General features: G+C 73.2%; 19 protein-coding genes and 1 riboswitch. Of the genes, 15 read left to right on the plus strand and 4 right to left on the minus strand.

Features of this window, described 5'->3' with window-relative positions; all coding sequences use genetic code 11:
* Positions 1 to 46: 46 nt before the first annotated feature.
* The gene (locus FYW95_RS13340) at positions 47 to 955 is read right to left on the minus strand and encodes a hypothetical protein (protein WP_160050374.1); all 909 of its coding nucleotides are present in this window, start codon (positions 953 to 955) and stop codon (positions 47 to 49) included.
* A 413-nt stretch (positions 956 to 1368) separates the two neighbouring features.
* On the opposite strand from FYW95_RS13340, the gene FYW95_RS13345 reads away from it, so the two are divergent.
* The 9 genes from FYW95_RS13345 to FYW95_RS13380 all read left to right on the plus strand — a co-directional run bounded on the left by FYW95_RS13345 (position 1369) and on the right by FYW95_RS13380 (position 16352).
* On the plus strand, positions 1369 to 3129 hold the full coding sequence (locus tag FYW95_RS13345; protein WP_201294845.1) for a GDSL-type esterase/lipase family protein: 1761 nt from the start codon (positions 1369 to 1371) through the stop codon (positions 3127 to 3129).
* Positions 3129 to 5051 (plus strand): MmpA family trehalose lipid delivery protein, encoded by a 1923-nt coding sequence (locus tag FYW95_RS13350; RefSeq protein ID WP_159940660.1) that lies wholly within the window; start codon positions 3129 to 3131, stop codon positions 5049 to 5051. Before FYW95_RS13345 ends, FYW95_RS13350 begins: the two co-directional genes overlap by 1 nt.
* Entirely contained in the window at positions 5048 to 5188 is a 141-nt protein-coding gene (locus tag FYW95_RS27710; RefSeq protein ID WP_201294846.1) for a hypothetical protein, read from the plus strand. Before FYW95_RS13350 ends, FYW95_RS27710 begins: the two co-directional genes overlap by 4 nt.
* A gap of 229 nt (positions 5189 to 5417) precedes the next feature.
* A complete protein-coding gene (locus FYW95_RS13355; protein WP_201294847.1) occupies positions 5418 to 6788 on the plus strand; it encodes a glycosyltransferase family 4 protein in 1371 nt (456 codons plus the stop codon).
* Positions 6785 to 11329: an alpha-(1->3)-arabinofuranosyltransferase gene (locus tag FYW95_RS13360; protein ID WP_160050376.1), complete on the plus strand. Its 4545-nt coding sequence runs from the start codon at positions 6785 to 6787 to the stop codon at positions 11327 to 11329. Before FYW95_RS13355 ends, FYW95_RS13360 begins: the two co-directional genes overlap by 4 nt.
* Complete coding sequence (locus FYW95_RS13365; protein WP_159940664.1) at positions 11326 to 12348, plus strand: cell envelope lipid trafficking protein PgfA; 1023 nt, start codon at positions 11326 to 11328, stop codon at positions 12346 to 12348. The genes FYW95_RS13360 and FYW95_RS13365 overlap by 4 nt, the downstream gene beginning before the upstream one ends.
* 10 nt (positions 12349 to 12358) lie before the next feature.
* Positions 12359 to 13210, plus strand: coding sequence for an SOS response-associated peptidase (locus FYW95_RS13370; RefSeq protein ID WP_159940666.1), 852 nt, complete (start codon positions 12359 to 12361; stop codon positions 13208 to 13210).
* Between the two features lie 112 nt (positions 13211 to 13322).
* Positions 13323 to 13434: riboswitch (TPP riboswitch) on the plus strand.
* Positions 13428 to 15101 (plus strand): phosphomethylpyrimidine synthase ThiC, encoded by a 1674-nt coding sequence (thiC, locus tag FYW95_RS13375; protein WP_305081016.1) that lies wholly within the window; start codon positions 13428 to 13430, stop codon positions 15099 to 15101. Its footprint overlaps the riboswitch before it by 7 nt.
* Positions 15102 to 15698: 597 nt before the next feature.
* On the plus strand, positions 15699 to 16352 hold the full coding sequence (locus tag FYW95_RS13380; RefSeq protein WP_159940668.1) for a TetR/AcrR family transcriptional regulator: 654 nt from the start codon (positions 15699 to 15701) through the stop codon (positions 16350 to 16352).
* A 121-nt stretch (positions 16353 to 16473) separates the two neighbouring features.
* Here the strand turns inward: FYW95_RS13380 and FYW95_RS13385 are convergent, their stop codons facing one another.
* Positions 16474 to 17295: a class I SAM-dependent methyltransferase gene (locus FYW95_RS13385; protein WP_159940670.1), complete on the minus strand. Its 822-nt coding sequence runs from the start codon at positions 17293 to 17295 to the stop codon at positions 16474 to 16476.
* Positions 17296 to 17607: 312 nt separating this feature from the next.
* Between FYW95_RS13385 and FYW95_RS13390 the strand changes: the two genes are divergently transcribed.
* The 5 genes from FYW95_RS13390 (at position 17608) to FYW95_RS13410 (ending at position 22504) form a co-directional block, all read left to right on the plus strand.
* A complete protein-coding gene (locus tag FYW95_RS13390) occupies positions 17608 to 18324 on the plus strand; it encodes a sigma-70 family RNA polymerase sigma factor (RefSeq protein WP_159940672.1) in 717 nt (238 codons plus the stop codon).
* Positions 18324 to 18629 carry a mycothiol system anti-sigma-R factor gene (gene rsrA, locus FYW95_RS13395; RefSeq protein WP_159940674.1) on the plus strand — a complete coding sequence of 102 codons (306 nt, stop codon included), beginning with the start codon at positions 18324 to 18326 and terminating at the stop codon, positions 18627 to 18629. Before FYW95_RS13390 ends, rsrA begins: the two co-directional genes overlap by 1 nt.
* A gap of 822 nt (positions 18630 to 19451) precedes the next feature.
* Positions 19452 to 20816, plus strand: coding sequence for an HD-GYP domain-containing protein (locus tag FYW95_RS13400; protein ID WP_159940907.1), 1365 nt, complete (start codon positions 19452 to 19454; stop codon positions 20814 to 20816).
* Positions 20816 to 22150, plus strand: a complete 1335-nt coding sequence (locus FYW95_RS13405) for an HD-GYP domain-containing protein (protein ID WP_159940909.1) — start codon at positions 20816 to 20818, stop codon at positions 22148 to 22150. Before FYW95_RS13400 ends, FYW95_RS13405 begins: the two co-directional genes overlap by 1 nt.
* A gap of 141 nt (positions 22151 to 22291) precedes the next feature.
* Positions 22292 to 22504 carry a biotin/lipoyl-binding carrier protein gene (locus FYW95_RS13410; protein ID WP_159940676.1) on the plus strand — a complete coding sequence of 71 codons (213 nt, stop codon included), beginning with the start codon at positions 22292 to 22294 and terminating at the stop codon, positions 22502 to 22504.
* Positions 22505 to 22585: 81 nt separating this feature from the next.
* On the opposite strand, the gene FYW95_RS13415 is transcribed toward FYW95_RS13410, so the two are convergent.
* Entirely contained in the window at positions 22586 to 23326 is a 741-nt protein-coding gene (locus FYW95_RS13415; RefSeq protein ID WP_159940678.1) for a GntR family transcriptional regulator, read from the minus strand.
* Between the two features lie 143 nt (positions 23327 to 23469).
* On the opposite strand from FYW95_RS13415, the gene FYW95_RS13420 reads away from it, so the two are divergent.
* Positions 23470 to 25014 carry a sensor histidine kinase gene (locus FYW95_RS13420; RefSeq protein ID WP_159940680.1) on the plus strand — a complete coding sequence of 515 codons (1545 nt, stop codon included), beginning with the start codon at positions 23470 to 23472 and terminating at the stop codon, positions 25012 to 25014.
* 89 nt (positions 25015 to 25103) lie between these two features.
* On the opposite strand, the gene FYW95_RS13425 is transcribed toward FYW95_RS13420, so the two are convergent.
* Positions 25104 to 25361 (minus strand): WhiB family transcriptional regulator, encoded by a 258-nt coding sequence (locus tag FYW95_RS13425; protein WP_159940682.1) that lies wholly within the window; start codon positions 25359 to 25361, stop codon positions 25104 to 25106.
* Positions 25362 to 25556: the final 195 nt, after the last annotated feature.

Raw genomic sequence — 25556 nt, forward strand, 5'->3', positions numbered from 1 at the left:
CGGTGACCGGGGCCCGTACCCGTCGCGCCACGGGTACGGGCCCCGGTCACCGGAGCGCGGTGCCCGCCCGGGCGCGCCGGGTCTCGGCCTCGGCCTCGGCCTGGGCGACGTTGCCGCGTACCAGGGCGATCACCGCCAGGGTCAGGACGAATCCGCCCACGCGCAGGGCCAGCATGGCCGGGTCCTCGGGCAGGCGCTCACCGAACAGCGCGGTGCCCGCCACCACCATGAACACGTTGCCCGCGACGTTGGCCACGGGTGCGGTGACCGAGGCGCGCGACCGCTGGAGCGAGGTCTGGAAGAGGACGATGCCCACCGCCCAGCCGACGGCGTACAGGTAGGGGTAGGGGGACAGCAGCGCGGGGACGACCGCGCCCCACAGCCCGTGGTCGGCCAGCAGGCCGCCCAGGCCCTTGCCCTGCAGCCCCGCGCTGCCCTGGGCGAACCCGGCGGCCACGCCCATGGCGGCGGCGGACATGTACCTGCCCCGGCCTCCGGCCAGGCCCACGACGGCCAGGCAGACCGCCACGGTGGCCAGGCTGACCAGGACCAGGCCGGGGGTGTGGGCGGTGGTACCGGTCTCGGCGCCGCCGGCGGTGGACAGGCTGAGCAGGCCCAGGGCCACCGGCATGACGCCGAGCGCCACGTACTCGCCCCGGGTGAGGCGCTCGCCCAGCGCGAGGGTGAGGACGAGGATGCCGCAGGCCACCCCGGCGGCGAAGGCGGGTTGGACCACCGACACCGGGGCCAGGCCCAGCGAGACGACGAGGCCGACGCTGCCCAGGGCCGCGAAGGCGCACCCTGACACCCAGCGGGGGTTGGTGAGCAGGACCCGCGCCAGGTGCAGGGGACGGTGGACCGAGATGGACTCCGCACCGTGCAGCGCGCGCTGTTCCACGGTCAGGCCGGCGGTGTAGACCAGGGCGGACAGCAGGGCGACCAGGAGTCCGATCACGGGGCGGGCCTGCTTTCTTGTCGGGGGTCGCGTCGGGGCCGTTCCGGGGGTTCGGGACGGGGCGGGGAGGCGAGAGGCCGGGGAGAGCGGTTAACGTCGTTGTGCGCGGCCCCGCCCGCCTGAGGCGGTCCGGGGTTGACGGTTTCCATATAACCAGTTCTAGTGTGGTCGGTGGAAGTCCGGGCCTGTGCCGGTTGAGTAGCAGGTCGCGGCGTGTGGATCAGGTCTGGAACCTGTTCTTGTAATGGTGCGCAGAGCGCGACGGCGAGGGATGGGGCACGGTGCAGGACCCGCGTGAGCCCGATGAGGAGGCCTCCGGGCCCGGGGCCGGGGAACCCGAGGGGCCGTATGCGACGCAGGAGACCACTGAGACGCCTGGGAGTTCTAGAAGACGTCGGCCGTTCGCGGAGCGCATGGCCGCCCGCTGGCGCCTCTCCCGCTGGAACTGGCGCACCTGGCCCGACCCGCGCGACCTGACCTGGCACGACCTCGTGCCGCGGCGGTACCGTTCCGCACGCTTCGAACCGGGCCCGTTGGGGTTGCTCGGCGTCATGCTCGCGGCGATGGCCGTCACCCTCCTGCTCGTCCAGACCGGTTCCGGGGAGCCCGGCGGCCGCACCGAGGAACTCACCGACGGGCCGGTGACCGTGCCCGGCCCGCCCGAGGGCGAACTGCGCGTCATGCTCGTGGGCGACTCGCTGACCCAGGGCAGCAGCGGCGACTACACCTGGCGCTACCGACTGTGGTCCCACCTGCGCGAGTCCGACGTGGAGTTCGACTTCGTCGGCCCCTACGACGACATGCGCGCGCTCGGCGAGCCGGGCTCCGCCAGCCGGGCCTACGCCGACCCCGGCTTCGACGCCGACCACGCCGCCCGCTGGGGCGCCTCCGCCCGCGAGCTGGCCTCCGACGTCGCCCAGGTGGCGGCCGAGCACGAGCCGCACTACCTGCTGCTCCTGGCCGGAACCGAGGACATCCTCGCCGGGGGCGGCGCCGACCGGGCGCTGGAGGGCGTCGGCGAGACGGTGTCCACGGTGCGCGTGGTGCGCGGACAGGCCCGCTTCGTCCTGGGGGAGCTGCCCCCGGTGGAGGGCACCGGGGACGACGACCGGATCAACGCCGAGATCGACCGCTTCAACATGGGGGTGGTCGACCTCGCCGACCAGCTGACCTCCGCGGAGTCGCCCGTGGTGGTCGCCCGAGTCGCCGACGGCTACGTCCCCTCCCGCGACAACTGGGACGAGGCGCACCCCAACGCGCGCGGGGAGGTGCGGATCGCCGCCGCCTTCGCCGACGCGCTCGCCGAACCGCTGCGGGTCGGCCGGACCTACCGCCGACCGCTCCCGGAACCGGAGGTCGGTCCGCTGACCCGGGCCGAGCCGGTGGCGGAGGAGTCCGACGAGGGCCTGCTGCTCAGCTGGGACGCGGTGCCCGGGGCGACCGACTACCGGGTGGTGCAGCGCCGGGTCTCGCCCGACCCGGACCAGCCCGGCGTGCTCCCGGTGGAGGTGGACACCGGCGGCGAACGCCCGTCCGCGCTGGTGGAGTCGCTCTTCAGCGGGGCCAGGTACGAGTTCGTGGTGCGCTCGCTCAAGGGCCGCGACGAGGGGGCCGAGTCCGAGCCCCTCCAGGTGGTCTGGGACGACGATCCTCCACCGGGGCCGTCCTGGGTGAGGGTCCTGGACGGCGGGGCCGCCGTGGAGTGGGAGGCGGTGGAGGAGGCCTCCCACTACGAGGTGTGGGTGCGCCCGCTGGACTGCTCCGTGACCGAGGAGCGGCGCTGGGACGTCGGCACGGCGGACGGCTCCGGTCCGCCGGAGCAGCCGGACCACGGGGACCGGCCCGACCAGGGGCACGGGAGGGAACCGGACCGCGGCGACCCCGAACCGCCCGCCCCCGACCCGGGGGAGGAGCCCGGGCCGGAGCCCGAGCCGACGACCTCGGCCGCCCCCGAGCCCGATGCCCCGGAGCCCGCCCCGGGCCCCTCTCCCCGCTGTGAGCGGCGCGACGGGCGCGGCCCCGGCGACGGGCGGGGGTGGCACTCACTGGGCTCGGCGGGCCGGGACCCGCGCTGGTCGGCGACCGTGTCCGGAAACTACGAGGTGGTGGTCCGCTCCTACCGCGACTACGTCGAGGGCGGCTACTCCGACAGCGTCCTGCTCTCGGAGGGCTGATGGCCCCCCTGCGCGCGGCGGCGGGCCGGTGGGCGGTGCGGCTGCTGCCGTGGGCGGCGGGGCTGCTCGCCGGGGTGCTGGCGCTCGGACCGGCGCTGGGGCGCGGGTACGTGCTCCGCTACGACATGGTGTTCGTGCCGGACCTGCCGCTGGGCACGGTGCTGCGGGGGGCGGACGGGTTCCCCCGGGCGATCCCCAGCGACGCCGTGGTGGCGCTGCTCTCGACCGTGCTGCCCGGGGACGTGGTGCAGGCGCTGGCGCTGCTGGCGGTGTTCACTCTGGGCGGCGCCGGTGCCGCGCGCCTGGCCGCGCGCGCCCTGGGCGGGGCGGGGGCGCGGGGCTGCGCCGGGGCGTCGGAGCGGGAGGGGCCCCCGGCCGTGCTGGCGGCCTCTGTCGCGGCGGGGGTGGCCTACGTGTGGAACCCCTTCGTGGCCGAGCGCCTGCTGCTGGGGCAGTGGGCGGTGCTGTTGGGCTACGCGGGGCTGCCGTGGGTGGTGGGGGCCGCCGCGCGGCTGGCCGCCGTCCGGCCCGCGGCGGGTGCGGCCGGTCTGGTGCGCGCGCTGGTCCCGGCCGCCGTGGGCGGGTTCTCCTCGGTGGTGCTGAGCGCCCTGACCGCGGGCCCGGTCGCGCTCCTGCGCCCCCGGTCGCGTGTGCCGGGCGGGCCGGGGGCGCCGCGCTGGTGGACGCGCGCGCTCCTGTTCGCGCTGGCGCTGGTGGTCGTCTCCCTGCCGTGGCTGCTGCCCTCCCTGGTCAGCGGCGCCGACACCGACCCGGCGGGGGTCGCGGCGTTCGCGGCCCGCGCGGACACACCGTTCGGTGCCCTCGGTTCCCTGGTGCTGCTGGGCGGGGTGTGGAACTCCGGCGCGGTTCCGGCGGGCTACGGCGAGCCGGTGACCGCGGCGGTGCGGCTGGCGCTGTGCCTGGCGGCGTTGGCGGGCTGGGTGTGGTGGCTGCGCCGCGAGCGACCGGAGGTGGGTCCCGGGCTGTCGGCGGCCGCCCTGGGCGGGCTGGGGATCGCCCTGCTGGGCACCACCGAGTCGGGCCGTGCCCTGCTGACCTGGCTGATCACCGCCTGGCCCGGGTTCGGGCCGCTGCGCGACGGTCAGCTGTACGTGGCGCCGCTGGCGCTGGTGCAGGCCCTGGGGCTGGCGGTGCTCGTCCGGGGGCTGGCCGACACCCGGGTCGCGCGCCCGGGCGCGGAGGCGGCGCGGGAGCCCTCCGGGGGCCTGTGGCGGATGGGGCTGGCGGTGCTTGTGGCGCTCCTGCCGGTCGTGGTCCTGCCGGGGCTGCTGTGGGGTGCCGCGGGGCGACTGGTCCCGGTCTCCTACCCGGCCGAGTGGCGGACCGCCCAGGCGGAGGTGGCCGCCGACGACGTGCCCGGCGCGGTGCTCGTGCTGCCCTGGAGCGCCTACCGGGGCCCGGACTGGTCGGGGAGCCCGGTGGTCGTCCTGGACCCGGCGACCAGGTTGTTCGACCGGCGCACCCTGTGGAACGACGACCTCAGGGTCGGCACCCCGGACGGGGGCGCGGTGGTGGTGGCCGGAGAGGACGCCCGCTCCCGCGAGGCCGCCCGGGTGCTGTCGCCCGATCCCGCCACGGGGCTGCCCGAACGGCTCGACGCCGCCGAACTGGGCGCTATGGGCGTGCGCCACGTGGCGGTCTCCGCCCCTGTCGATAACCCGTTCTGGTTCGGTGTGGAGGGCTTGTCCGTGGTGGTGAAGGGGGCGGACATGGTCCTTCTCAGGGTGTCGGACCAGCATGTAAAGGCTAATAAAGCTGACATTCCGGGGTTGGAAGTTACCAGCGGGTTAGTTACAGTTGGGGCAATCATCTGGTCTATGGCTAGATCAGGTTCTAGTCTCGTTTTCCAGCGCTTCGGACCCAGCGCGGGACCGGGCGCGCGGAAGGAGATCCCCAAGTGATCAAGGTAATCGCCGCCTGCGTGATCGGTGCGGCCCTGGCGGGTGGCCTGACCTTCGTGGCCACCAGTCTCGCCACGGACTCCACCGCCACCGCGGAACCGGTGAACGAAACCCTCTACAACTACGGCGACCGCTAGGCCGGCCGTAGGCGGAGGACGGCGGGCGCCCCACTCCCCGGCGGGGCGCCCCGCTCCCCGAACCCCCCGCGACCCCGGGTCCCGCACCGGGCCGCGTACCACCACTGACGTCCTGTCCACGGGCCTCGTCGGCGTGCGCTCCACCCTTCTCCAGGGCGGTCGCCCTCCGCCACGGCGCGAGTACCGGAGGTGCTCGCCGCCCGTTCGGACACCGCGGAAAGGAGAGCGTGTGGTCTTCCCGAAGGTCCACAGGGCCCGCCAGGGGGCGGGGCCCGTCGCGGCCACCGCGATCCCGGCCGCCGTCCACGCCCCGGCGGCCGCGGGAGACGGCGCGGGCGCCGCCCCCGCCGACCCGGGGCCGCGCCTGGACGGCGTCCGCCTGGTCATGGTCAACTGGCGCGACCCCTGGCAGTCCACGGCCGGGGGAGCGGAGGAGTACGCGTGGCGGATCAGCCGCCACCTGGCCGAGCGCGGTGCCATCGTCACCTTCCTCACCAGCCGCGAACCCCACCAGGCCCGCGTGGAGACCCGGGACGGCGTCGTCATCCGCCGCATGGGCGGCCGCTTCACGGTCTACCCGCGAGTGCTGGCCTGGCTGGCCCTGTGGCGGCGCGAGTACCAGCTGGCCTTCGACTGCATGAACGGCATCCCCTTCCTGTCCCGGCTCGTGCTGCGGCGCCGCACCCGGGTCGTGAGCGTCGTCCACCACGTCCACGACCTGCAGTTCAACGCCTACTTCCCCCGGCCGCTGGCCTGGCTGGGCCGCTTCGTGGAGTCGTCCGTGGCCTCGCGGGTCTACCGCCGCTGCACCACCGTCACCGTCTCGGAGTCCTCACGCCGGGCCATGCGTGACAAGCTCGGCTGGCGCGCCCCCATCGAGATCATCCACAACGGCGGGCTCCCCGGGGAGCGAAGACCCCTGGACGACGCCCCGGCCCGCGCCGAGATCGGCGACCCCGCCGTGGTGAGCCTGGGCCGCCTGGTGGTGCAGAAGCGCGTGTACCAGGTGGCCGACCTCGCCCACCAGCTCCGCGACGAGCACCCCGGCCTGAAGGTGCACATCATCGGCCGCGGCCCCGAGGGCGAGCACCTGGAGGAGCGGATCGCGCGCGAGGGAACCGGCGACCGCGTCGTCCTGCACGGCTTCCTGCCCGAGGAGGACAAGAACAGCGTCCTGGCCGCGTGCCACCTGCACGTCACCGCCTCGCTGTTCGAGGGCTGGGGGCTGACCGTCATCGAGGCGGCCCGGCTCGGCGTGCCCACCGTGGCCTACGATGTGGACGGACTACGCGACTCGGTCCGCGACGGCGAGACCGGGTGGCTGGTGCGCGAGGGCGAGGAGCTGCCCGACGTCGTCGTCCGCGCGCTCAGGGAGCTCTCCGACCCCCGCCGGGCCGAGGCGGTCCGCCGCGCCTGCCGCGCCTGGGCGTCCCGGTTCACCTGGGAGGCCAGCGGGGCCCGCATGGCCCGGCTCGTCGCCCGGGAGCTGGACCTCCCCGGCGGCACGAAACCCCACGACCCCTCCGCCCCGGGTGCCTCGGAGGCCCACGCCGCCCCCGGAGCCCCGCACACGCCACCAGGTAGGAAAACGACACGGTGACCCCGACGGAATCCACCGCCAGGCGCGAACCGGAGGATTCCCGCACACCGCCCCCCGCGGGGCTGGACCAGCGGCTGCTGGCGCGGTTGAAGGTCCTCACGGTGTGCCTGCTCCTGGGCGCCCTCGCGGCCAGCATCGACCCCGGCCGGACCGTCAGCGACACCAAGCTCGACCTGACGGCCAACCCCCTGGGGTTCCTGGAACGCGCCCTGCACCTGTGGGACGCCTCCTACTTCGGCCAGATCCAGAACCAGGCCTACGGGTACCTCTTCCCCAACGGCCCCTTCCACCTGCTGTTCGACCAGCTCGGCATGCCCGACTGGCTCCTCCAGCGCCTGTGGATGGCCGTCCTGCTCATCGCCGCCTTCACCGGCGTGTACCGGGTCGCCGGGGAACTGGGCATCGGCACCGTCAACACGCGCATCCTCGCGGGGCTGGCCTACGCCCTGGCCCCGCGCGTGCTGACGCTGCTGTCCTACAACTCCGCCGAGCTGCAGCCGATGCTGCTCATGCCGTGGGTGCTGCTGCCGCTCGTCCTGGGCGCCCGGCACGGCCGCTCCCCCGCGCGGATGGCCCTGCTCTCCGGGCTGGCCTTCCTGCTGTGCGGCGGCACCAACGCCGCCTCGGAACTGGCCGTCCTGGTCGTGCCCGGCCTGTACCTGCTCACCCGGGCGGGCGGCCCGCGCAAACGGCGGCTCATGGCCTGGTGGGCGGTCGCGCTGGTCCTGGCCTCGTTCTGGTACGTGGTGCCGCTGCTGCTCATGTCGCGGTACGTGTTCTCGTTCATGCCCTACACCGAGGACGCCGCCGTCACCACCGGGGTCACCTCGCTGCTCAACGCGCTGCGCGGCACCTCCAACTGGATGGGCTTCCTGCCCGACCAGGGCAACACCGCACTGCCCGCGGGCGCCGAGCTGTCCACGACCCCCTGGCTGATCGCGGTCACCGCCCTGGTCGCCGGGCTGGGCCTGGCCGGTCTGGTCAACCGGCGCACCCCCGAGCGGCTCTTCCTCGTCACCAGCCTGCTCACCGGTACCGCGATCATCGTCGCGGGCTTCACCGGAGACCTCACCGGCCCCCTCGCCGGGACCATGCGCGAACTGTTCGACGGGGCCCTGTCCCCGTTCCGCAACGTGCACAAGTTCGACGCCCTCGTGCGCCTGCCCGTGGTCCTGGGCCTGGCCCACCTGCCCGTGGCGGTGGCCCGGGACCGGGCCGACCGGGAGGGCGCGCCCGTCTCCGGCCGGGTGCGCCGCGCCCTGGCGGGCGCCACCGCCGCAGCCTTCCTGGTCACCCTCGTGCCCGTGGCCACGGTCGGGATCGCCCCGGCGGGCGCCTTCACGCAGATCCCCGACTACTGGTACGAGGCCACCGACTGGCTGGAGGAGCGCTCCGGCGAACGCGGCATGACCATGGCCCTGCCCGGCTCCGCGCGCGGCGAGTACGAGTGGGGGCGGCCCCTGGACGAGCCCCTGCAACCACTGCTGGAGGGAGCCTGGACCAACCACCAGATCATCCCGTGGGGGTCGGCGGGCGTCTCCCGCCTCACCCACGAGATCGACCAGCGCGTCTCCTCGGGCCGGGGCTCCGCCGGGCTCTCCGCAACCCTGGCCCGCATGGGGGTCACCCACCTCCTGGTGCGCAACGACCTCCAGCGCGCCGCCAACAACGGCGGCTGGCCCGCCCGCGTCCACCAGGCGCTGCGGGACTCGCCCGGCATCACCGAGGCGGCCGAGTTCGGCCCGGTGATCGGCTCCCTGGACCACCAGTCCGCCTCCCAGTGGTTCGACCAGCCCTACCGTGCCCTGACGGTCTACGAGGTCGAGGGCGCCGCCCCCGTGGTGGGCACCGTGCCCGCCGACGGGGTGCTCCGGGTCACCGGCGGCCCCGAGTCCGTGCTCCACCTGGCCGAACAGGGCCTGGTCCGCGACGACCGCCCGATCCTGCTCGGCGACGACCCCGGGGCCGACCGGGTCCCCGCCGGGGACACCGTCGTCACCGACACGGCCCGCCGCCGCGAGGTGGTCTACCCCGACGTGCGCCGCAACGTGTCGGCCACCCTCACCGAGGACGAGGAGCTCGAACGCGACGTTCCCGCCCCCGACGTCCTCGACCCGGCGTGGGAGGGCTACGTCGCCCACGCCGAGGACCTCGGGATCGCCTCGGTGCGCGCCTCCTCCGCCGAGAGCGGGGCGGGCGCGCGCGCCGCCGACCGCGACCCCGGGCACGCCCCGCACGCCGCCCTCGACGACGACCTCGCCACCTCCTGGCGTTCCAGCGCCTTCACCGGCGCTCTGGGCGAGTGGATCGAGGTCGAGTTCACCGAACCGCGGGACCTGACCGGGCTCAGCATCGCCTTCGAGCAGCTGCCCGACGAGCCGCCGCCCTCACGGGTCACCCTGGCCACCGACAACGGCGAGGTGGAGGTGCCCGTGGCCGGGACCGGGGACCCCCAGGAGCTGGCGGCCCCGCCGGGGGAGACCACCACGCTGCGCGTGCGGGTGGAGGAGCTGGCCTGGGAGCCCGTGTACCGGTTCGGCACCCGGGTGGGCGTCGCCTCGATCTCCGTGCCCGGCCTGGAACCGGCCCGCACGCTGCGGGTACCCGGCCCGGCCGACACCGGGACCCTGCTGTTCACCGGCTCCACCGGAACCGCGCCCGGCTGCATGGAGGGCTCCCACGTGTGGGTGTGCAATCCGGGCCTGCGGGTGCAGGGCGAGGACGCGCACCGTCTGGACCGCACGTTCGCGCTGTCCGCGGAGTCGGCCGCCGCGTCGCACACGGTCTCCGGCGAGGTCGTGCTCACCGACCCCCGCGAGGCGGAGAACGCCGCCAACCGGGCCAGCCCGTACCCGCACGTGACCGCCTCCTCCACCGCCGTACAGCACCCCGCCGCGATGGGCCGCGGCGCGCTGGACGACGACGAGAGCACCGTCTGGTACCCCGACCCGGAGGAGAAGGAGCCCTGGCTCGACGTCGAGCTGGGCGCCCCCGCCACGATCGGGTACCTGGAGGTGGACTTCCCCCGCGCCGACAGCGTGCTGCGCCCGATCCGGGTCAGGGTCGAGGGCGGGGACACCGTCCGCGAGGGCTGGCTGGACGGCAGCGGCCGGGTCGACTTCGCCGAGCTGACCGCCGCGTCGCTGCGGATCACGTTCGAACGCCCCGAGGGCCAGGCGCTGGAGGTCGGCACCATCACCCTGCCCGGGGTGGCCCCGGTGGAGCCGTTGCCCGAGGGCGAGGCCGCCACCGCCTGCGGTCTGGGGCCGACCCTGCGGGTCAACGGCCAGCGGGTGGAGTCGCGGATCAGCGGGGGTACCCTCGCCGACCAGCTCACCGGCCGACCGGTGCGCTACGAGAGCTGCACCGCCCTGGACCTGGTCGAGGGGGAGAACCGCCTGGTGGTCGACCCCGGCAACCGCTATGAAGTGCGCTCGGCCCTGGTGGAGTCCGCCGACCCGGTCGGGGACCGGCCCGAGGTCGCCATGGCCGGGGTCGGGGCCGTGCACGCGTGGGGTCCGGGCGAGCGCCGCCTCGACGTGGACGTGGCCGAGGACAGCCTGCTCGTGGTCAACGAGAACTTCAACGAGGGCTGGGAGGCCCGCCTGGAGGGAGCGGACGGGCCGCTGGAGCCGGTCCGCCTGGAGGGGTGGAAGCAGGCCTGGGTGCTCCCGGCCGGAAGCGCGGGAGAGGTGACCCTGACCTACACGCCCGACACCGCCTACCAGGGGGCCCTCGCGATTGGCGCGGTGCTGGCCGCGCTGCTGGCGGTGCTGGCCCTGTGGCCCCGCCGCCTGCTGCCCGGACGCACGCCCGAGCCGCGCGGCGCCCGGGCCCTGCCCGAGGCTGGCCCCGGGTGGCTGGGGCGCTGGGCGGTGCTGCCGCTGGGCCTGGCCTACGGAGTGTGGGTGGCCGGGGCGGCCGGGGCGGCCCTGTTCGGCCTGGTCCTGCTGTGCGTGTGGTGGCTGGGCCGCCGCGCCCCCGGTCGCCTGCGGCACGCCAAGCCGGGGCGGCCCTCCCTGGGCGGACGGGCGCTGCCGCACCTGGCGGGGCCCTGGCCGGTGGTCGTGTCGCTGGCGCTGGCGGGCCTGGCCATGGCGGGGGGCGTCCACCTGGCTCTGTACATGCCCTTCCACGACCTCACCCAGGTGTTCGGGGGAGCGCTGCGCGGCTGGGTCACGCAGCTGCTGTGCCTGCCCGCGCTGGCCCGGCTCGTCCTGGCCCTGGGGCAGCGGGGCGACGGTTCCCCCGCCGACGCCCACCCGCCGTCGGTGCGGGCCCGGGAGACGGAGGGCCGCGGAGTGACCGGCGGGGACACGGCGCCGGGGGAGTTCGCCGGCGGCGGCCCGGTCGGTGCGACCGCCGGACCCGGGACGGCCCCGGCGGGTGGAGGGGGCGGCGCGGTCCCGGTCGGCTCCGGAGCCGTGCGCGGAGCGGCCGTGGACGCGTCCGGCGGCGGGGACCTGGGGGAGGCCCCTCCGGGGGATCCGGCCGGGGGCGACGACCAGCGGGAGAACGACGCCGAGGAGGCCCGCGCATGAGCGCGCCCACGACCGCCGGGCCCGCCGCCGAGCGGGGAGCGGACGGGGAGCCGAAGGCGCGTTCCGCCTCCCCGGGCACACTGCTGGTGGCGGCGGGCGCCTTCATGCTCACCCTGGCCGCCCTGCTTCCGCTGTACGTCCACGAGCGGGTGGCCCTGCTGCCCGCCCGGGCGGAGTTCGACATCCGCATGGTGGACGAGGGCGCCTGGTACCTGGACACCTCCACCTGGTCCTGGCGGGAGGCAGAGGAGCTCATGCGGGTCACCCGGGTGGACGCCGCGCCGCACGGCTCCTGGTCGGCGTGGGAGGTGTCCGTGGACACCTCCGTGCCGGACCGGATGATCGACCACTGGAGCAGGCGGGTCATCGTCGACCGGGAGACGGGCCGGGCGGTCAACTGCTGCGGCGAGCACGTGGACGGCGACCGCGGCGTCCGCCAGGCCGGACTGGTCCTGTTCTGGCCGCCCGGCGCGGAGGAGGGCGACCACTCCCTCTACGACGCCGAGGTGCGCTCGGCTCCGTCGGTGCGCTTCCAGGGCGAGGACGAGGTGGCCGGGGTGCCGGTCCGCCGCTACACCCAGCGGATCGAGGCCACCCAGGTGCCGGACTCGGCGCGTCCGGTGCCTGCGGAGCTCTTCCGGGAGGGGGCACCGGGCACGGTCACCGCCACCCGCTGGCTGGAGGTCGACCGGACTTTCTGGGTCGAACCGGTCAGCGGAACCGTCGTCAACGCCCACGAGGTCCGCTCCGAGACCCTGCGCCCGCAGAACGCCTCCGGCGGAGTGCCGCTGCTGTACGCCGAACTCGCCATGGCCGACCAGCAGGTCTCGGTCTACGCCGAACAGGCCCGCGTCCGCTCGGTGCTGCTGCGCGCCCTGGACACCTGGGCGCCGTGGACCCTGGGGCCGCTGGGCGCGCTGGCCGTCCTGACCGGACTGGTCCGGGCCTGGCGCGCGCCGCGCCCCGAACCGGGCGGGGAGGCGGGCGCCCCGGGGGAGGAACGCGCCGCCACGCCGTAGGATCACCCCCATGTGCGGTCGCTATGCCCAGTCCCGGAACGTGCACCAGTTGCAGCTCGCCTTCGGCCTGCCCGAACAGGCCGTGCCCGAGGAGGCCGACCCCCGGGCCTGGCCCCCGCTGGAGGAGCTGGAGCCCGACTACAACATCTCCCCGGGCAGGCCCGTGTACGCGGTGCTCGGCCCGCCGCCCCAGGGGCGGGACCGGAGCGAGCCGGGGCCGCGCTCGCTGCACACCCTGCGCTGGGGGCTGGTGCCCTCCTGGGCCAAGGACCGCAACGTCGGCTACCGGATGATCAACGCGCGCAGCGAGACGATCGCCGACAAGCCCGCCTTCCGCACGGCCTTCCGGCGCCGCCGCTGCCTGCTGCCCGCCGACGCCTACTACGAGTGGCAGCTGGTCGGCCGGGACGGGACGGTGCAGGCGAGCACCTCGCCCGTGACCGACCCCCACCACAGGAAGCGCAAGGCCAAGGCGGACAAGAAGCCCTATTCCATCCACTACCACGATGACCGGCCGCTGGCGATGGCGGGGATCTTCGAGCGCTGGCGCGACCCCGAGGTGGCCGAAGACGACCCCGCCGCGTGGCTGTGGAGCTGCGCCGTCATCACCACCGAGGCCGCGCCCGAGCTCGCCCACATCCACGAGCGCATGCCCGTGGTCGTGCCCGCCGAGGACTGGGCGGCCTGGCTGGACCCGGACACCGGCGCCGAGGAGCTGGTCCACCTGCTGGAGGACACCCCAGCCGACAGGTTCGCGGTCGACGAGGTCTCCACCGACGTCAACAGCATCAAGAACAACGGCCCCGAACTGCTCACCCCCGTGTCCGACACCGGGGGTGGCGAACCGGAGACACTTTTCTGACCTTCACCCGGGTGGACAGGCCGGGGAGGTCCCGGGGTATCGTGTCCGAGGCCACACGCCCGCTGACCGGTGCGTGTGCGCCCCGGGCGCGCTCCGTGCGCCCGCACATCTTCATACGCAACGCGGGAGCTCGCGCCATGGCGGGCTGAGAGGGCGGCTCAACGGTGTCGCCGACCGCAGAACCTGTTCGGGTAATTCCGACGTAGGGAGGCATGCCATGACGGCTCTCGACGGCCGCGACGTCAGTTCCGCCCAGGAGCACCGGGTGACCACTGGTCCCATCATGGGATCAAAAAAGGTCTACCAGGAGGTTCCCACCCCCGAAGGGCACACGCTGCGGGTTCCGCGGCGCCGGGTGGAGCTCAGCAACGGCAGCCATTTCGACCTGTACGACACCTCGGGACCGTACACCGACGACACCGCGGACATCGACGTCCACCGGGGCCTGGCCCCCACCCGCCAGGAGTGGATCCGGGCGCGCACCCCGGTCGGCGGCGCGGTCACCCAGCTGGCCCACGCCAAGGCCGGGACCATCACCCCCGAGATGCGCTTCGTGGCCGCCCGCGAGGGCGTGGACCCCGAGTTCGTCCGCCGGGAGGTGGCCATCGGACGGGCGGTCATCCCCGCCAACCGGTGCCACCCCGAGTCCGAGCCGATGATCATCGGCAAGAACTTCCTGGTCAAGATCAACGCCAACATCGGCAACTCCGCAGTCACCTCCTCCGTTCCCGAGGAGGTGGAGAAGATGGTGTGGGCCACCCGCTGGGGCGCCGACACCGTCATGGACCTGTCCACCGGCAAGCGGATCCACGAGACCCGCGAGCGCATCCTGCGCAACTCGCCGGTGCCGATCGGCACCGTGCCCATCTACCAGGCGCTGGAGAAGGTCAACGGCGACCCGGCCGAGCTGAGCTGGGAGATCTACCGCGACACCGTGATCGAGCAGTGCGAGCAGGGCGTGGACTACATGACCGTGCACGCGGGCGTCCTGCTGCGCTACGTGCCGCTCACCGCCCGCCGGGTCACCGGCATCGTCTCGCGCGGCGGCTCCATCATGGCGGCCTGGTGCCTGGCCCACCACAAGGAGAGCTTCCTCTACACCCACTACGAGGAGCTGTGCGAGATCCTGCGGGAGTACGACGTCACCTTCTCCCTGGGTGACGGGCTGCGCCCCGGGTCGATCGCCGACGCCAACGACGAGGCCCAGTTCGCCGAGCTGCGCACCCTGGGGGAACTCACCCACATCGCCCGCGCGCACGACGTGCAGGTGATGATCGAGGGGCCCGGCCACGTGCCCATGCACAAGATCGCGGAGAACGTGCGCCTGGAGGAGGAGCTGTGCGGCGAGGCGCCGTTCTACACGCTCGGCCCCCTGGCCACCGACGTCGCCCCCGGCTATGACCACATCACCTCGGCCATCGGCGCCGCCCAGATCGGCTGGCACGGCACGGCGATGCTGTGCTACGTCACGCCCAAGGAGCACCTGGGGCTGCCCAACCGGGACGACGTCAAGACCGGCGTGATCACCTACAAGCTCGCCGCGCACGCCGCCGACCTGGCCAAGGGCCACCCCCGGGCGCAGGAGTGGGACGACGAGCTGTCCAAGGCGCGCTTCGAGTTCCGCTGGCAGGACCAGTTCCACCTGTCGCTGGACCCCGAGACGGCGCAGTCCTTCCACGACGAGACCCTGCCCGCCGAACCGGCCAAGACCGCGCACTTCTGCTCGATGTGCGGGCCCAAGTTCTGCTCCATGAAGATCACCCAGGACGTGCGCAGGTACGCCGAGGAGAACGGACTGGAGACGGTCGCGGCCATCGAGAAGGGCATGGCCGACAAGTCCGCCGAGTTCACCGAGAGCGGCGGCCGCGTCTACCTGCCCATCGCGGACTGACCCTCCGTCCGACGGCCGCGTGCCGCCGGTCCCGCAGCTCCGGCGGGACCGGCGGCGCCGTTTCCGCGAGCGCCTCCCCCGGCCGCGCCCGCGCCACCCGCGCTCCACCGCGCGGTTCCCCTCCGGACGCCCCGGCACCTCCTTCCCCGTGTCAGCGACACCGTTCACCTGACGGCGATCGGCTCACCACTGGTATCGAAACCGCGGGTTCACGAAATGCCGGTCGTCTCTGAGGCGTCACACCCCCGACTCCCGCGAGGAGCGGGGGCGCGCACCGCCTCCCCCGATCCCCCGCCGTCCTGCCCGTCCTCGGACCGGCCGCCTGCGCGTCCGCCCCGAGACCGCGCTCGCCCTCTGGCGGATCACGGGGGAGCGGCACGGTTCCCCGCCCGGAGGACCGCGCGCGGCCGGGCTGGGGCGAGGACGTCGTGCCACGGCTACGCGCGCGTCCCGTCCAGGACGCCTGACGCTCACCCGGGGCCGGTAGGGTCCTCCGGTTCGCTCCGGGGGGAGGTGCTCCGGCCCCCGGCGCCGGACCCGCTTCTCCGGGCCCGGAGCCCGAACCGCCCAAGGACGACCGAGACCCTGAGGACGCCCATGCCCACGCAGTCGGTACGCGGCCCCGGACGGCCGCGCGAGGAGGCCGCCGGGCGCGTACTACTGGACGCGACGGTGGAACTGCTGCTCGAACACGAGGACCCGGGAAAGGTGACGGTGGCCGCGATCACCGAGCGGGCCGGGGTGGCCCGGGCCACCCTCTACCGCCGGTGGGAGTCGCGGGAGGAGCTGATCGCCGAGGCCCTGGACACCGTCCGCGAGGTCCCGCGCATCCCCGACACCGGGGACCTGCTCGCCGACCTCGACCCGTGGTTCGGCCCGGAGAGCGTGGACGGCGACCCGCGCACCCACCGGCTGATCCGGATCCGCCTCGTCCAGGCCCTCGGCGACCCCGAGCTGCGCCGTGTCTACTGGGAGCGCCACATCCTCCCGCGTCGCGAACCGGTCATGGCCCGGCTGCGCGCGGAGGTGGCCCGGGGCGGGCTGCCCGAGGACACCGACGTGGAGATGCTCGCCGAGCTCCTGGCGGGCGTGGCGTACTACCAACTGCTCGTGCGCCCCGACGACGGCCGCTATCTGGAGCGGATGCGCCGCGCGGTGCGCCTGCTCCTGCGCGGCCGGACCGGCGCGGCCCCCGTTCCGCTCGCCCCGGCGCCGCGCCCCGGGCGCTTCGACGTCGACACCGACGGCTGAGTCCGCGACCGCCCGGCCGCCGGCGGAGCGGAGCCACCGCCCGGGACGCACCACGGGTACGGGTGAGCCGGGCCACAGGTGCCTCCCGTGACACGGGTGGCGCTCCGGACAGGGCGGGCGGTCAGAGGGGTTTTCGCGCGCTGGCCACCAGGTGCACCCCCACGTAGTCGTCGGACTCGGTGGCCCGCAGCTCCATCTCCACCAGACGCCCCATCGACCTCGGATCGCGCGCCAGCATCATCTCCACCGTGGAGGCGGACAGCACCGTGCGGGGTTTGAGCCACTCCAGCTCCAGTCCGGCGTCGGTGAGCGTCTCGGTGAGCTGCTCGGCCGTGAAGCAGCGGGTGATGGAACCGTCCGGCCAGGGCACCAGCAGCACGTCGGCGGTGGGAGCGTAGCTCAGCTCGGGCCAGCAGTCCTGCTCGGCCAGCAGCGCCATGCCCAGGACCACCGAGTCCACGCACAGCAGCGTGCGCCCGCCCGGCCGCAGCACCCGGGCGACCTCGGCCAGCGCGGCCTCGGTGGCCAGGTTGCGCGAGAGCACCCGGTTGTCGGCGATGACCCCGTCGAAGGCCTCGGGGGCGAAGTTGCTCAGGAACACGGGGTCGCCCACCACGTGCCGCAGCCGGCCGCGGCGGGCCGGGGGCGGGACCACGGCGCGGCCGTTGACCAGGGTCAGCGGGCGGCGCACCGCGGTGTCGGCGGAGGGAAGCAGGGTGACCACGTCGTGCCCGGCGGCCACCGCGCGCTCGGTGCCCTGGAAGTCGGGGCTGGAGAGGTCCAGCAGGCGGGAGGGGCTGCTGGGGAGCCACCGGGCCAGCTGTGCCTCGGCTACCGCCCAGTAGAACCGCCAGTAGTCCGACAACCGGTCGGGGGTGGCGAACTGGGCCGCCGTCGACCGGGGGCGGTCGGAGGCCGGGGTTGGGGACGGTCGCACGTGCACTCCTCTCCCATCCTTCAAGTGGTCTTACCCGCACTCTGCCATGCCTCACCTTTGATGACGCAGTCGAACGACAAAGTTCGCCCGCCCGGGAGGTCCCGGGCTTCGCCGAAGGCGGAATCAGCGCGCGGGGAGCGTTGTTGTTGCCCACATCGCGTTCGTCGGGTCGGGGATCCGGGCGCGGAACACACGACTGATGGGGAGGACCACCAGACCATGCCTACTGCCGGGGCGTGCCTTGCGCGCGAGGAAGCGGTGTCGGCGCCACGCGGTGCCGGTGCGCGGCTCCGTGCCACGGGACCGTATCGTTGGGGCATGGATGCCCCAGCTGGGACCAGCGCGAGGAGGCCGACGGGCTTGGAACAGGGTCAGGATACGCAGGAGACAGCCGAGGAACGGGACGAGCGGTTCGAGAGGGACGTGCTTCCCTTCCTCGACCAGCTCTACTCCGCGGCGCTGCGGATGACCCGTAACCCCGCCGACGCGGAAGACCTCGTCCAGGAGACGTTCGCCAAGGCGTTCGGTTCGTTCCACCAGTTCAAACAGGGAACGAACCTCAAGGCATGGCTCTACCGCATCCTCACCAACACCTTCATCAACTCCTACCGCAAGAAGCAGCGTGAGCCCAAGCAGGCGGGTACCGAGGACGTCGAGGACTGGCAGCTGGCCCAGGCCGCGTCGCACACCGCGGCGGGCCTGAAGTCGGCCGAGGCCGAGGCACTCGAGCACCTCCCCGACACCGACGTCAAGCGGGCGCTCCAGGAGCTGCCCGAGGACTTCCGTATCGCGGTCTACCTCGCCGACGTCGAGGGGTTCGCGTACAAGGAGGTCGCCGAGATCATGGGGACGCCCATCGGGACCGTCATGTCCCGGCTGCACCGCGGGCGCCGCCAGCTCCGGACCCTGCTGGAGGAGTACGCCGTGGAGCGGGGGTTCCTGTCGTCGGACGCGGTGGCCGAGGCCGCCGGGGTCGGTTCGGGAACGTCCGCGCGCGAGCGTGGGAAGAACGGCTCGGATCGAGGAGACCGGTAATGGGCGGCCACGACAAGCACAGCGGCACTCCGTGTAGTGAGGTGCTCGACAAGCTCTACACCTACATCGACGGTGAGCTGGAGGAGCCCAACTGCGAGGTGATCCGCCAGCACCTGGACGAGTGCGGCCCCTGCCTGGAGGAGCACGGTCTGGAGGAGGCCGTCAAGAGGCTCGTGGCCAAGCACTGCGGCTGCGACCCGGTGCCGATGGACCTGCGGGACAAGGTGCTCGGGCGCCTGGCCCGGGCCCGCACGGAGCAGTTGGCCCGCGAGGCGAGGGCGGAGTCTCCCGGTACGCCGGCCTGAGGGCGGTAATACCCGCGACCTGGGGTACACGGTGGCGGAGGCTGGAATTCCAGCCTCCGCCGCTTTTGTGTGCTCTTGCGAGCCAAGATCCTTAATTGATGAATTATGGCGGCCTCTGCGAGTTTTGTAGTATTTTGCGGGAATGTGTCATCGAACCTCCCGCGCCTGTCGGGGTTTTGGTCAGGTGCCTTCCTCGGGGGCGCGGGGAGAGCTCTTCGACACGCCCGGGCGCGCCCGGGTCCCTGTTGGCTGTAATCGACTCGGAATGATTTTTCCTGCGGCTTCCAGGACGTGTTCCATGCAGTTACTATCTGTAGTCATACCTGGTGGTCACGGCCGGTGGAGAGTGGGGTGGGGGCATGCCCAGGGAGGTCCGGCGTCCGGCCCCCGGCGCGGTGTCCTCACGTAGAGTAATAAAATAGATCCACTAATTGAATTCGTAATTCCATAGTCCGGAACTTGGCGCTGCTTCGGGTGTCCGTGTCGAGGGTAGTTCGGGTTGTGGGCAATCGGGTTGCCGCCGTGGCCCGTTAAACTGGACGCCATATCCAACGAATGGGGTAATTTACGCGGCGTGCCCGGGGAAATAGCGGTGCGTCTGCGTTGGGGAGAGGGGACAACGATGTTCGTTAGTATGCTCTACGTCGCTATGGCAACTGTTTGGGTGGTATCCGCCTTCACGGGATGGTCCTGGTGGTAGAACAGAACCGGTGAAATCATGACAGTCCGGTCGTTGTCGGCGGGGGGTGAACGGGGGTGCGGGCTCTTCCTGGGGGCGCGCGTGTCTACGTCGGAATCATCGTGGTCAGTGCTGTCACCGTCATGCTCATCGGTCCCTACGCGGGACTGGATCTGCGCACGCTGGCCCTGATCGCGATTCTGTTCGTGGTCGCCGAGTCGATCAGCACCGCCGTGCTCACCGGCGTCAAGGCGGGCATCTCACCGAGCTCGGCGGTCTCCCTCGCCGCGGTCGTCCTGGTGGGGCCCGTCGGAGCGGCGGTGGTCGGTTTCGCCTCCTGCCTGTCCATCCGCAGGCAGAACCTGGTCAAGCGGGTCTTCAACGGCGCGCAGTTCGCCCTGGCCGCCTACGCGGCCGGACACGTCTACCTCTTGCTCGGCGGCACGGTGGGCGAGCCGGCCCGGGAGGACTTCCCGGCCATCGTCTTCCCCTACGTGGCCGCGGTCCTGACCCACTCCCTGGTCAACTCGGTGCTCATCGCCGTCCTGATGTGGACGCTGGGCGCCGTGCGGTCCGACGGGCCCCGGAGCAGGTTCCACTGGCGACCCCTGGTGGCGGTCGAGCTGTCCTCCATGGGCTACCAGATGCTCGGTCTGGCCATCGCGGCGGTCTGGGGCGGGGTCGGCCTCGTCGCCCCCCTGCTCGTGCTGCTGCCGCTGTTCATCGCGCGCTGGACCTTCGCCCAGCAGCTGAACGAGACCCGAGCGCACGAGGCCACCCTGGCCACCCTGTGCCAGGCGGTGGAGACCAAGGACTACTACACGCGGGGCCACTGCATGCGCGTCGCGGAGGCCGCCGCCATGATCGCCCGCGAACTGGGTATGCCCGCCGAACGGGTACAGAAGATCCGGTACGCCGGGATGCTGCACGACATCGGCAAGCTCGGAGTGCCCACGAAGGTGTTGCAGAAGACCGGAAGACTCACCGACGAAGAGTACGCGGCCATCAAGCTCCACCCCACGCGCGGCTACGAGATCGTGCGCGAGATCAGCTTCCTGGACGAGGCCCTGGCCGGGATCCGGCACCATCACGAACGGCTCGACGGGCGCGGCTACCCCATGGGGCTGGTGGGGATGGAGATCCCCGAGTCCGCACGGGTGATCAGCGTCGCCGACGTCTTCGACTGCCTGACCTCCACCCGCTCCTACCGCCAGGCGTGGTCGGTGGAGGACGCCATCGCCGAACTCCGGGCCTGCGCCGGGACCCAGTTCGACCCCAGGATGGTCGAGGCGCTGGTGCGGGCCGTGGAGCGCGAGGGCTGGGAGACCCCCGACATCGTCGAGCCGCCGGGCGGCTGCTACGGCTCCGAGGCCGCCGAGGAGTCCGCGGCCAGGGCCGCCGCGTCCGCGGAGGGCGCCGGGGAGGCCGAGCTCCCCGCGGCCGACGGGCACGCGGAGCAGGAGCCCGCCGCCTCGGCCGAGGCAGTTCCGGGTGGGCGTGACCGATGATGACACAGAGACAGTCGGACGGTTCCCGGGCCGTCGGCCCGGCGCTCAGCGGACCCGAGGGCGGCGCCCTGAGCCACCAGCGCCCGCGCGGGCCCCTCTGGCGCACCTCCCGTCCGGTACGCGCGGTGCTGGTCTCCTCGGTGGGGGCCGTGGCCCTGGCCGCGCTGGTGTGGACCGCGGCCACCGGCTTCGTCGAGCCCTACGTCGCCCTGTCGTTCTGCCTGGTCATCGCGGCCGGTGAGCTGGCCCGGATCACCCTGCCCGGACACCGCGAGGCGGCGCCGATCGCCTCGGCCGGGGCGATCAGCTACGCGTTCCTGCTGACGCTGGGCTCCGGACCGCTGCACCACTCCGCCTGGCAGGTGGTGGCGGTGGTGGCCCTGGGCGTGGCCCTGGGCGAGCTGCCGCACATCGCGGTGGGGCGCAGTCCCCGGGTGGAGGACGTGGCCCGCCGGGTGCTCGTGGCGGCGCTGCTCGCCGTCGCCTTCCGGCCCATGGCCGAACAGTGGGACCTGGTGGGCCCCTCGGTGACGGCGACCCTGCTGATGGCCGCCCTGGTCCTGGTCACCTGGGCCCTGGACGCGCTGGTGGCGGCCGTGCTGCGGGCCGAGCGCCTGCGCACCCGCCTGGGCGTGGCGGTCCGCGACGAGCTGCGCGCCCAGTTCGCCACGGGGGCGGCGATCGGCTCCAGCGGTGTGCTCATCGCCCTGGCCTGCACGGTGACCGGCCTGGCCGGACTGCTGGTGTTCACCGCCCCGCTGCTGGTCTCGCAGGTGGCCTTCCGCCGCCACGCGGAGGTGCGGCGGACCTACCTGGAGACGGTGCGCGCGCTCTCCCGGGTGACCGAGGTCGGGGGGTACGTGGAGAACGGGCACTCCCGCCGGGTCAGCCACCTGGCGCACGGCATCGCCTGCGAGCTGGGCCTGGCCGAGGCCGAGCTGCTGGAGCTGGAGTACGCGGCGCTGATGCACGACATCGGCCAGCTGTCCCTGCGCGAGCCCATCGCGGGCGGGGCCACCGTGCTCGCCTCGCCGAGGGAGCAGCGGCGTATCGCCGAGCTCGGCTCGGCCATCATCCGCGAGACCGGGGTGCTGGACAACGTGGCCGAGATGGTCCGCCGCCAGTGCGAGCCGCTCGCCGGGGACGGTGACGAGGGAGTGCCGCCGCTGGGCAGCCGGATCATCAAGGTGGCCAACGCCTTCGACGACCTGGTCGGCGAGAACGGCGACGAGGAGCGCCGCGCCGCCGTCCTGGGGCGCCTGCGCATGGACACCGACAGCGAGTACGACCCCCGGGTGGTGGACGCGTTGGCCACCGTGCTCTCCCGGCTCTGAACACCGGAGCAACGTGTCCGAGCGCGCCGGTGAACCGGTGCGGTTACTTGCAAGTACTGGCTTAGGATCGGCTCGTCAGCCCCGGAAAATCCCCATTAGCGGACGAACCGGGCAGGTATTCGGTTGGAAGGGGCACACCCGATGGCGCAGATCCACGCCGAGATGGTCGCCAGTATCTTCGAGATCCAGGTCGCCGAGGGCGACCGGGTCGAGGCGGGGGACACCCTGCTGCTGCTGGAGTCCATGAAGATGGAGATCCCGGTCCTGGCCGAGGAGGCCGGCACCGTGTCCCGTCTGGCCGTCGCCAAGGGCGACGTCGTCCAGGAGGGCGACCTCCTGGCCGTCGTCGAGTAGCGGCGGCGGGGAGGCGGACCGCCCGGGGCCTCGGCCACCCCGGGTCGACTCCGTATCCTCGCCCGGCACGGCCCGGACCCCTCAGTCCGCGGGGGGACGCAGCCGTGTGACGAACTTGTAGCGGTCGCCCCGGTACAGCGAGCGCACCCACTCCACCGGGTGTCCGTCCCCGTCGAAGCTGTGCTGGCAGTGCAGCACCAGGGGCAGGCCCACGTCCACGCCCAGCAGGCGCGCCTCGTTGGGGGTGGCCAGGACCGTCTCGATCGAGGCCTCCGCCTCGGCCAGGGAGACCTCGTAGGCGCTCGCCAGGGCCTCGTAGAGCGAGGCGTAGCGGTCCAGCTGGCGCCGCAGGCCCGGAAAGCGCCGCGCGGCCAGGTGGGCGGTCTCCACGGCCATCGGCTCGCCGTTGGCCAGCCGCAGCCGCTCGATGCGCAGGACGCGCCCGCCCGACCGGATCGCCAGGAGCTCGGCGAGCTGGTCGTCGGCGTTGATGTAGCTCACGTCCAGGATGCGGGTGGCGGGGTGCAGCCCGTGCGCGCGCATCTCCTGCGTGTAGCTGGTCAGCTGCAGGACCTGCGCGACCTTGGGCTTGGCCACGAAGGTGCCCTTGCCCTGGATGCGGAGCAGGCGGCCCTCGACCACCATCTCGGTCAGTGCCTGGCGCACCGTGGTCCGCGAGGTCCCGAACTGCGTCGCCAGAGCCCGTTCCGGGGGGACCGGGTTGCCCGCGGGCATCGCCTCGATCAGCTCCAGGAGCTGCTTCTTCACTTGGTAGTACTTCGGCACCCGGGGGTTGCCGTCCAGTGTGCGCTGACCAGTCATCGGTCTCCTTCGCCCAAACGCGCGCTTGCCACACGCCCCTCCGGTGTGGTCGGCACGGCGGGTCCGCGGACCCCCGATTGGTGTGGACCACTGGTCGAGTGCGTATCCCTTGAGTATGCACGCCTTCATGGGATGATTTGTGAGTGCCTCACCTCAGTGATCTCATCAGACGTCACACGTCACTCAAGCCAGCCGATCTCGAATGGATCCACTCGCTGGTCTCGGACTGGCAGCTCCTGGCCGACCTGTCCTTCGCCGATCTCGTGCTGTGGGTGCGCCTGCGCGAGGACGACGGCTGGGTGGCGGTCGCCCAGATGCGTCCCACCACCGGACCCACGGCCTTCCAGGACGACCTGGTGGAGACCGTCCTGCGGGACGACATGACCGACGTCACGTCCCGATCGGTGCCGCGCGTGGTCGGACGACGGGCGCTGATCGACCGCGCCTGGGCCGAGGGGCGCATCTGCCGCGACGGCGACCCGGACTGGTCGGGTGGCGTTCCGGTGCGCGAGGAGACCATCCCGGTGCGCCGCCAGGACCGCCTCATCGGGGTCATCCAGCGCAGCACCAACCTCAGCTCCGCCCGCACCCCGAGCCGCCTGGAGCTGACCTACCTCCAGAGCGCGGGGGACCTCGCGCAGATGATCGCCGAGGGAGCCTTCCCGTTCAGCGACCAGGAACCGCTGATGGTGCGCTCGCCGCGGGTGGGGGACGGGTTACTGCGCCTGGACCAGAACGGTGAGGTGGTCTACGCCAGCCCCAACGCCCTGTCGGCCTACCGCAGGCTCGGCCTGACCGCCGACCTGGTGGGCGCCCGGCTGGACCGCACCACGCTGGAGCTGGCCGCCCCGGGGGAGGCGCGAGACGAGGCGCTCAACTACACCGCCAGCGGCCGGGCGCCCCAGGAGGCGGAGGTGGAGGCGCGCGGGGTGACCGTGCAGCTGCGGGCCATACCCCTGGTCATCGACGGGACGCGCATCGGCGCGCTGGTGATGGTACGCGACGTCACCGAGCTGCGCCGCCGTGAGCGCGAGCTCCTGACCAAGGACGCCACCATCCGGGAGATCCACCACCGGGTGAAGAACAACCTGCAGACGGTCGCGGCGCTGCTGCGCCTGCAGGCCCGGCGCCTGGACGTGCCCGAGGCGCGGGCGGCGCTGGACGAGGCCGTCGGGCGGGTGGGCTCCATCGCGATCGTGCACGAGATGCTCTCGCACACGCCCGACGAGGTGGTCGACTTCGACGACATCGCCGACCGGGTGATGCAGATGGCCGCCGAGGTGTCCTCCACCGGCACCGCGGTGCTGCCGCGCCGGGTCGGCGGTTTCGGCCTGCTCAACGCGCTGGTGGCCACGCCGCTGTCGATGGTCCTGGCCGAACTGGTGCAGAACGCCGTGGAACACGGGCTGGGGCAGGGGCCGGGCCAGATCGAGGTGCGGGTACGCCGGTTCGACGCCGGACCCGGGTACCCGGGCTCGGGCAGTCTGGAGCTGGCCGTGTCCGACGACGGCGGGGGGCTGCCGGAGGACTTCGACCTGGAGGGCACCACGAGCCTGGGCCTGCAGATCGTGCGGACCCTCATCGTGGGGGAGTTGGGGGGGACCCTGGCGATCAAGCCCAAGGAGAGCGGCGGAACCGAGGTGGCGATCACCCTGCCGCTGGAGCACGAGGAGGGGGCGCTGCCCTGAGGGCCGCTCCGGCCGAGGGCCGGGGACGGCCGCGTACGGGCCCGGGCGCCGGGGCGGGGCCCGTCAGGGGCGGTGCCGCGATCCGGCCGTCAGCTGCGCACCATGGTGCGGTAGGCGCTGCCGCGGCGCTTCTTGATCATGCGGCGCTCGTCCTCGCTGGTGCCGCCCCAGACGCCGCCGTCCTGGCCGCTCTCCAGGGCCCACTGCAGGCAGGCGGAGCTGACGGGACACCGACCGCAGACGGCCTTGGCCTCCTCGATCTGGATCAGTGCGGGGCCGAAATTGCCGATGGGGAAGAAGAGTTCGGGGTCTTCGTCACGGCAGGCAGCGTCGTGGCGCCAGTCCATGCGGTCCACTCCTCACAGTGAGGCGATCGGGGGCTTGTGAAGCTTTTCACGATCAGGCGCGCGCGGTTACGTTGCGAAGGCCGCCCGGCGGGGAGGTCTCCCACCGGGTGTCCTCCGCCGGGCCGAGGTCCCTCAGACGTCATCCCACGGCCACGTGGGAAGCCCCTGATTAACCCGCCCGTAACTCGCGGCGAT

The sequence above is a fragment of the Nocardiopsis sp. FR4 genome (assembly GCF_009830945.1).
Classification (GTDB): Bacteria; Actinomycetota; Actinomycetes; order Streptosporangiales; family Streptosporangiaceae; genus Nocardiopsis.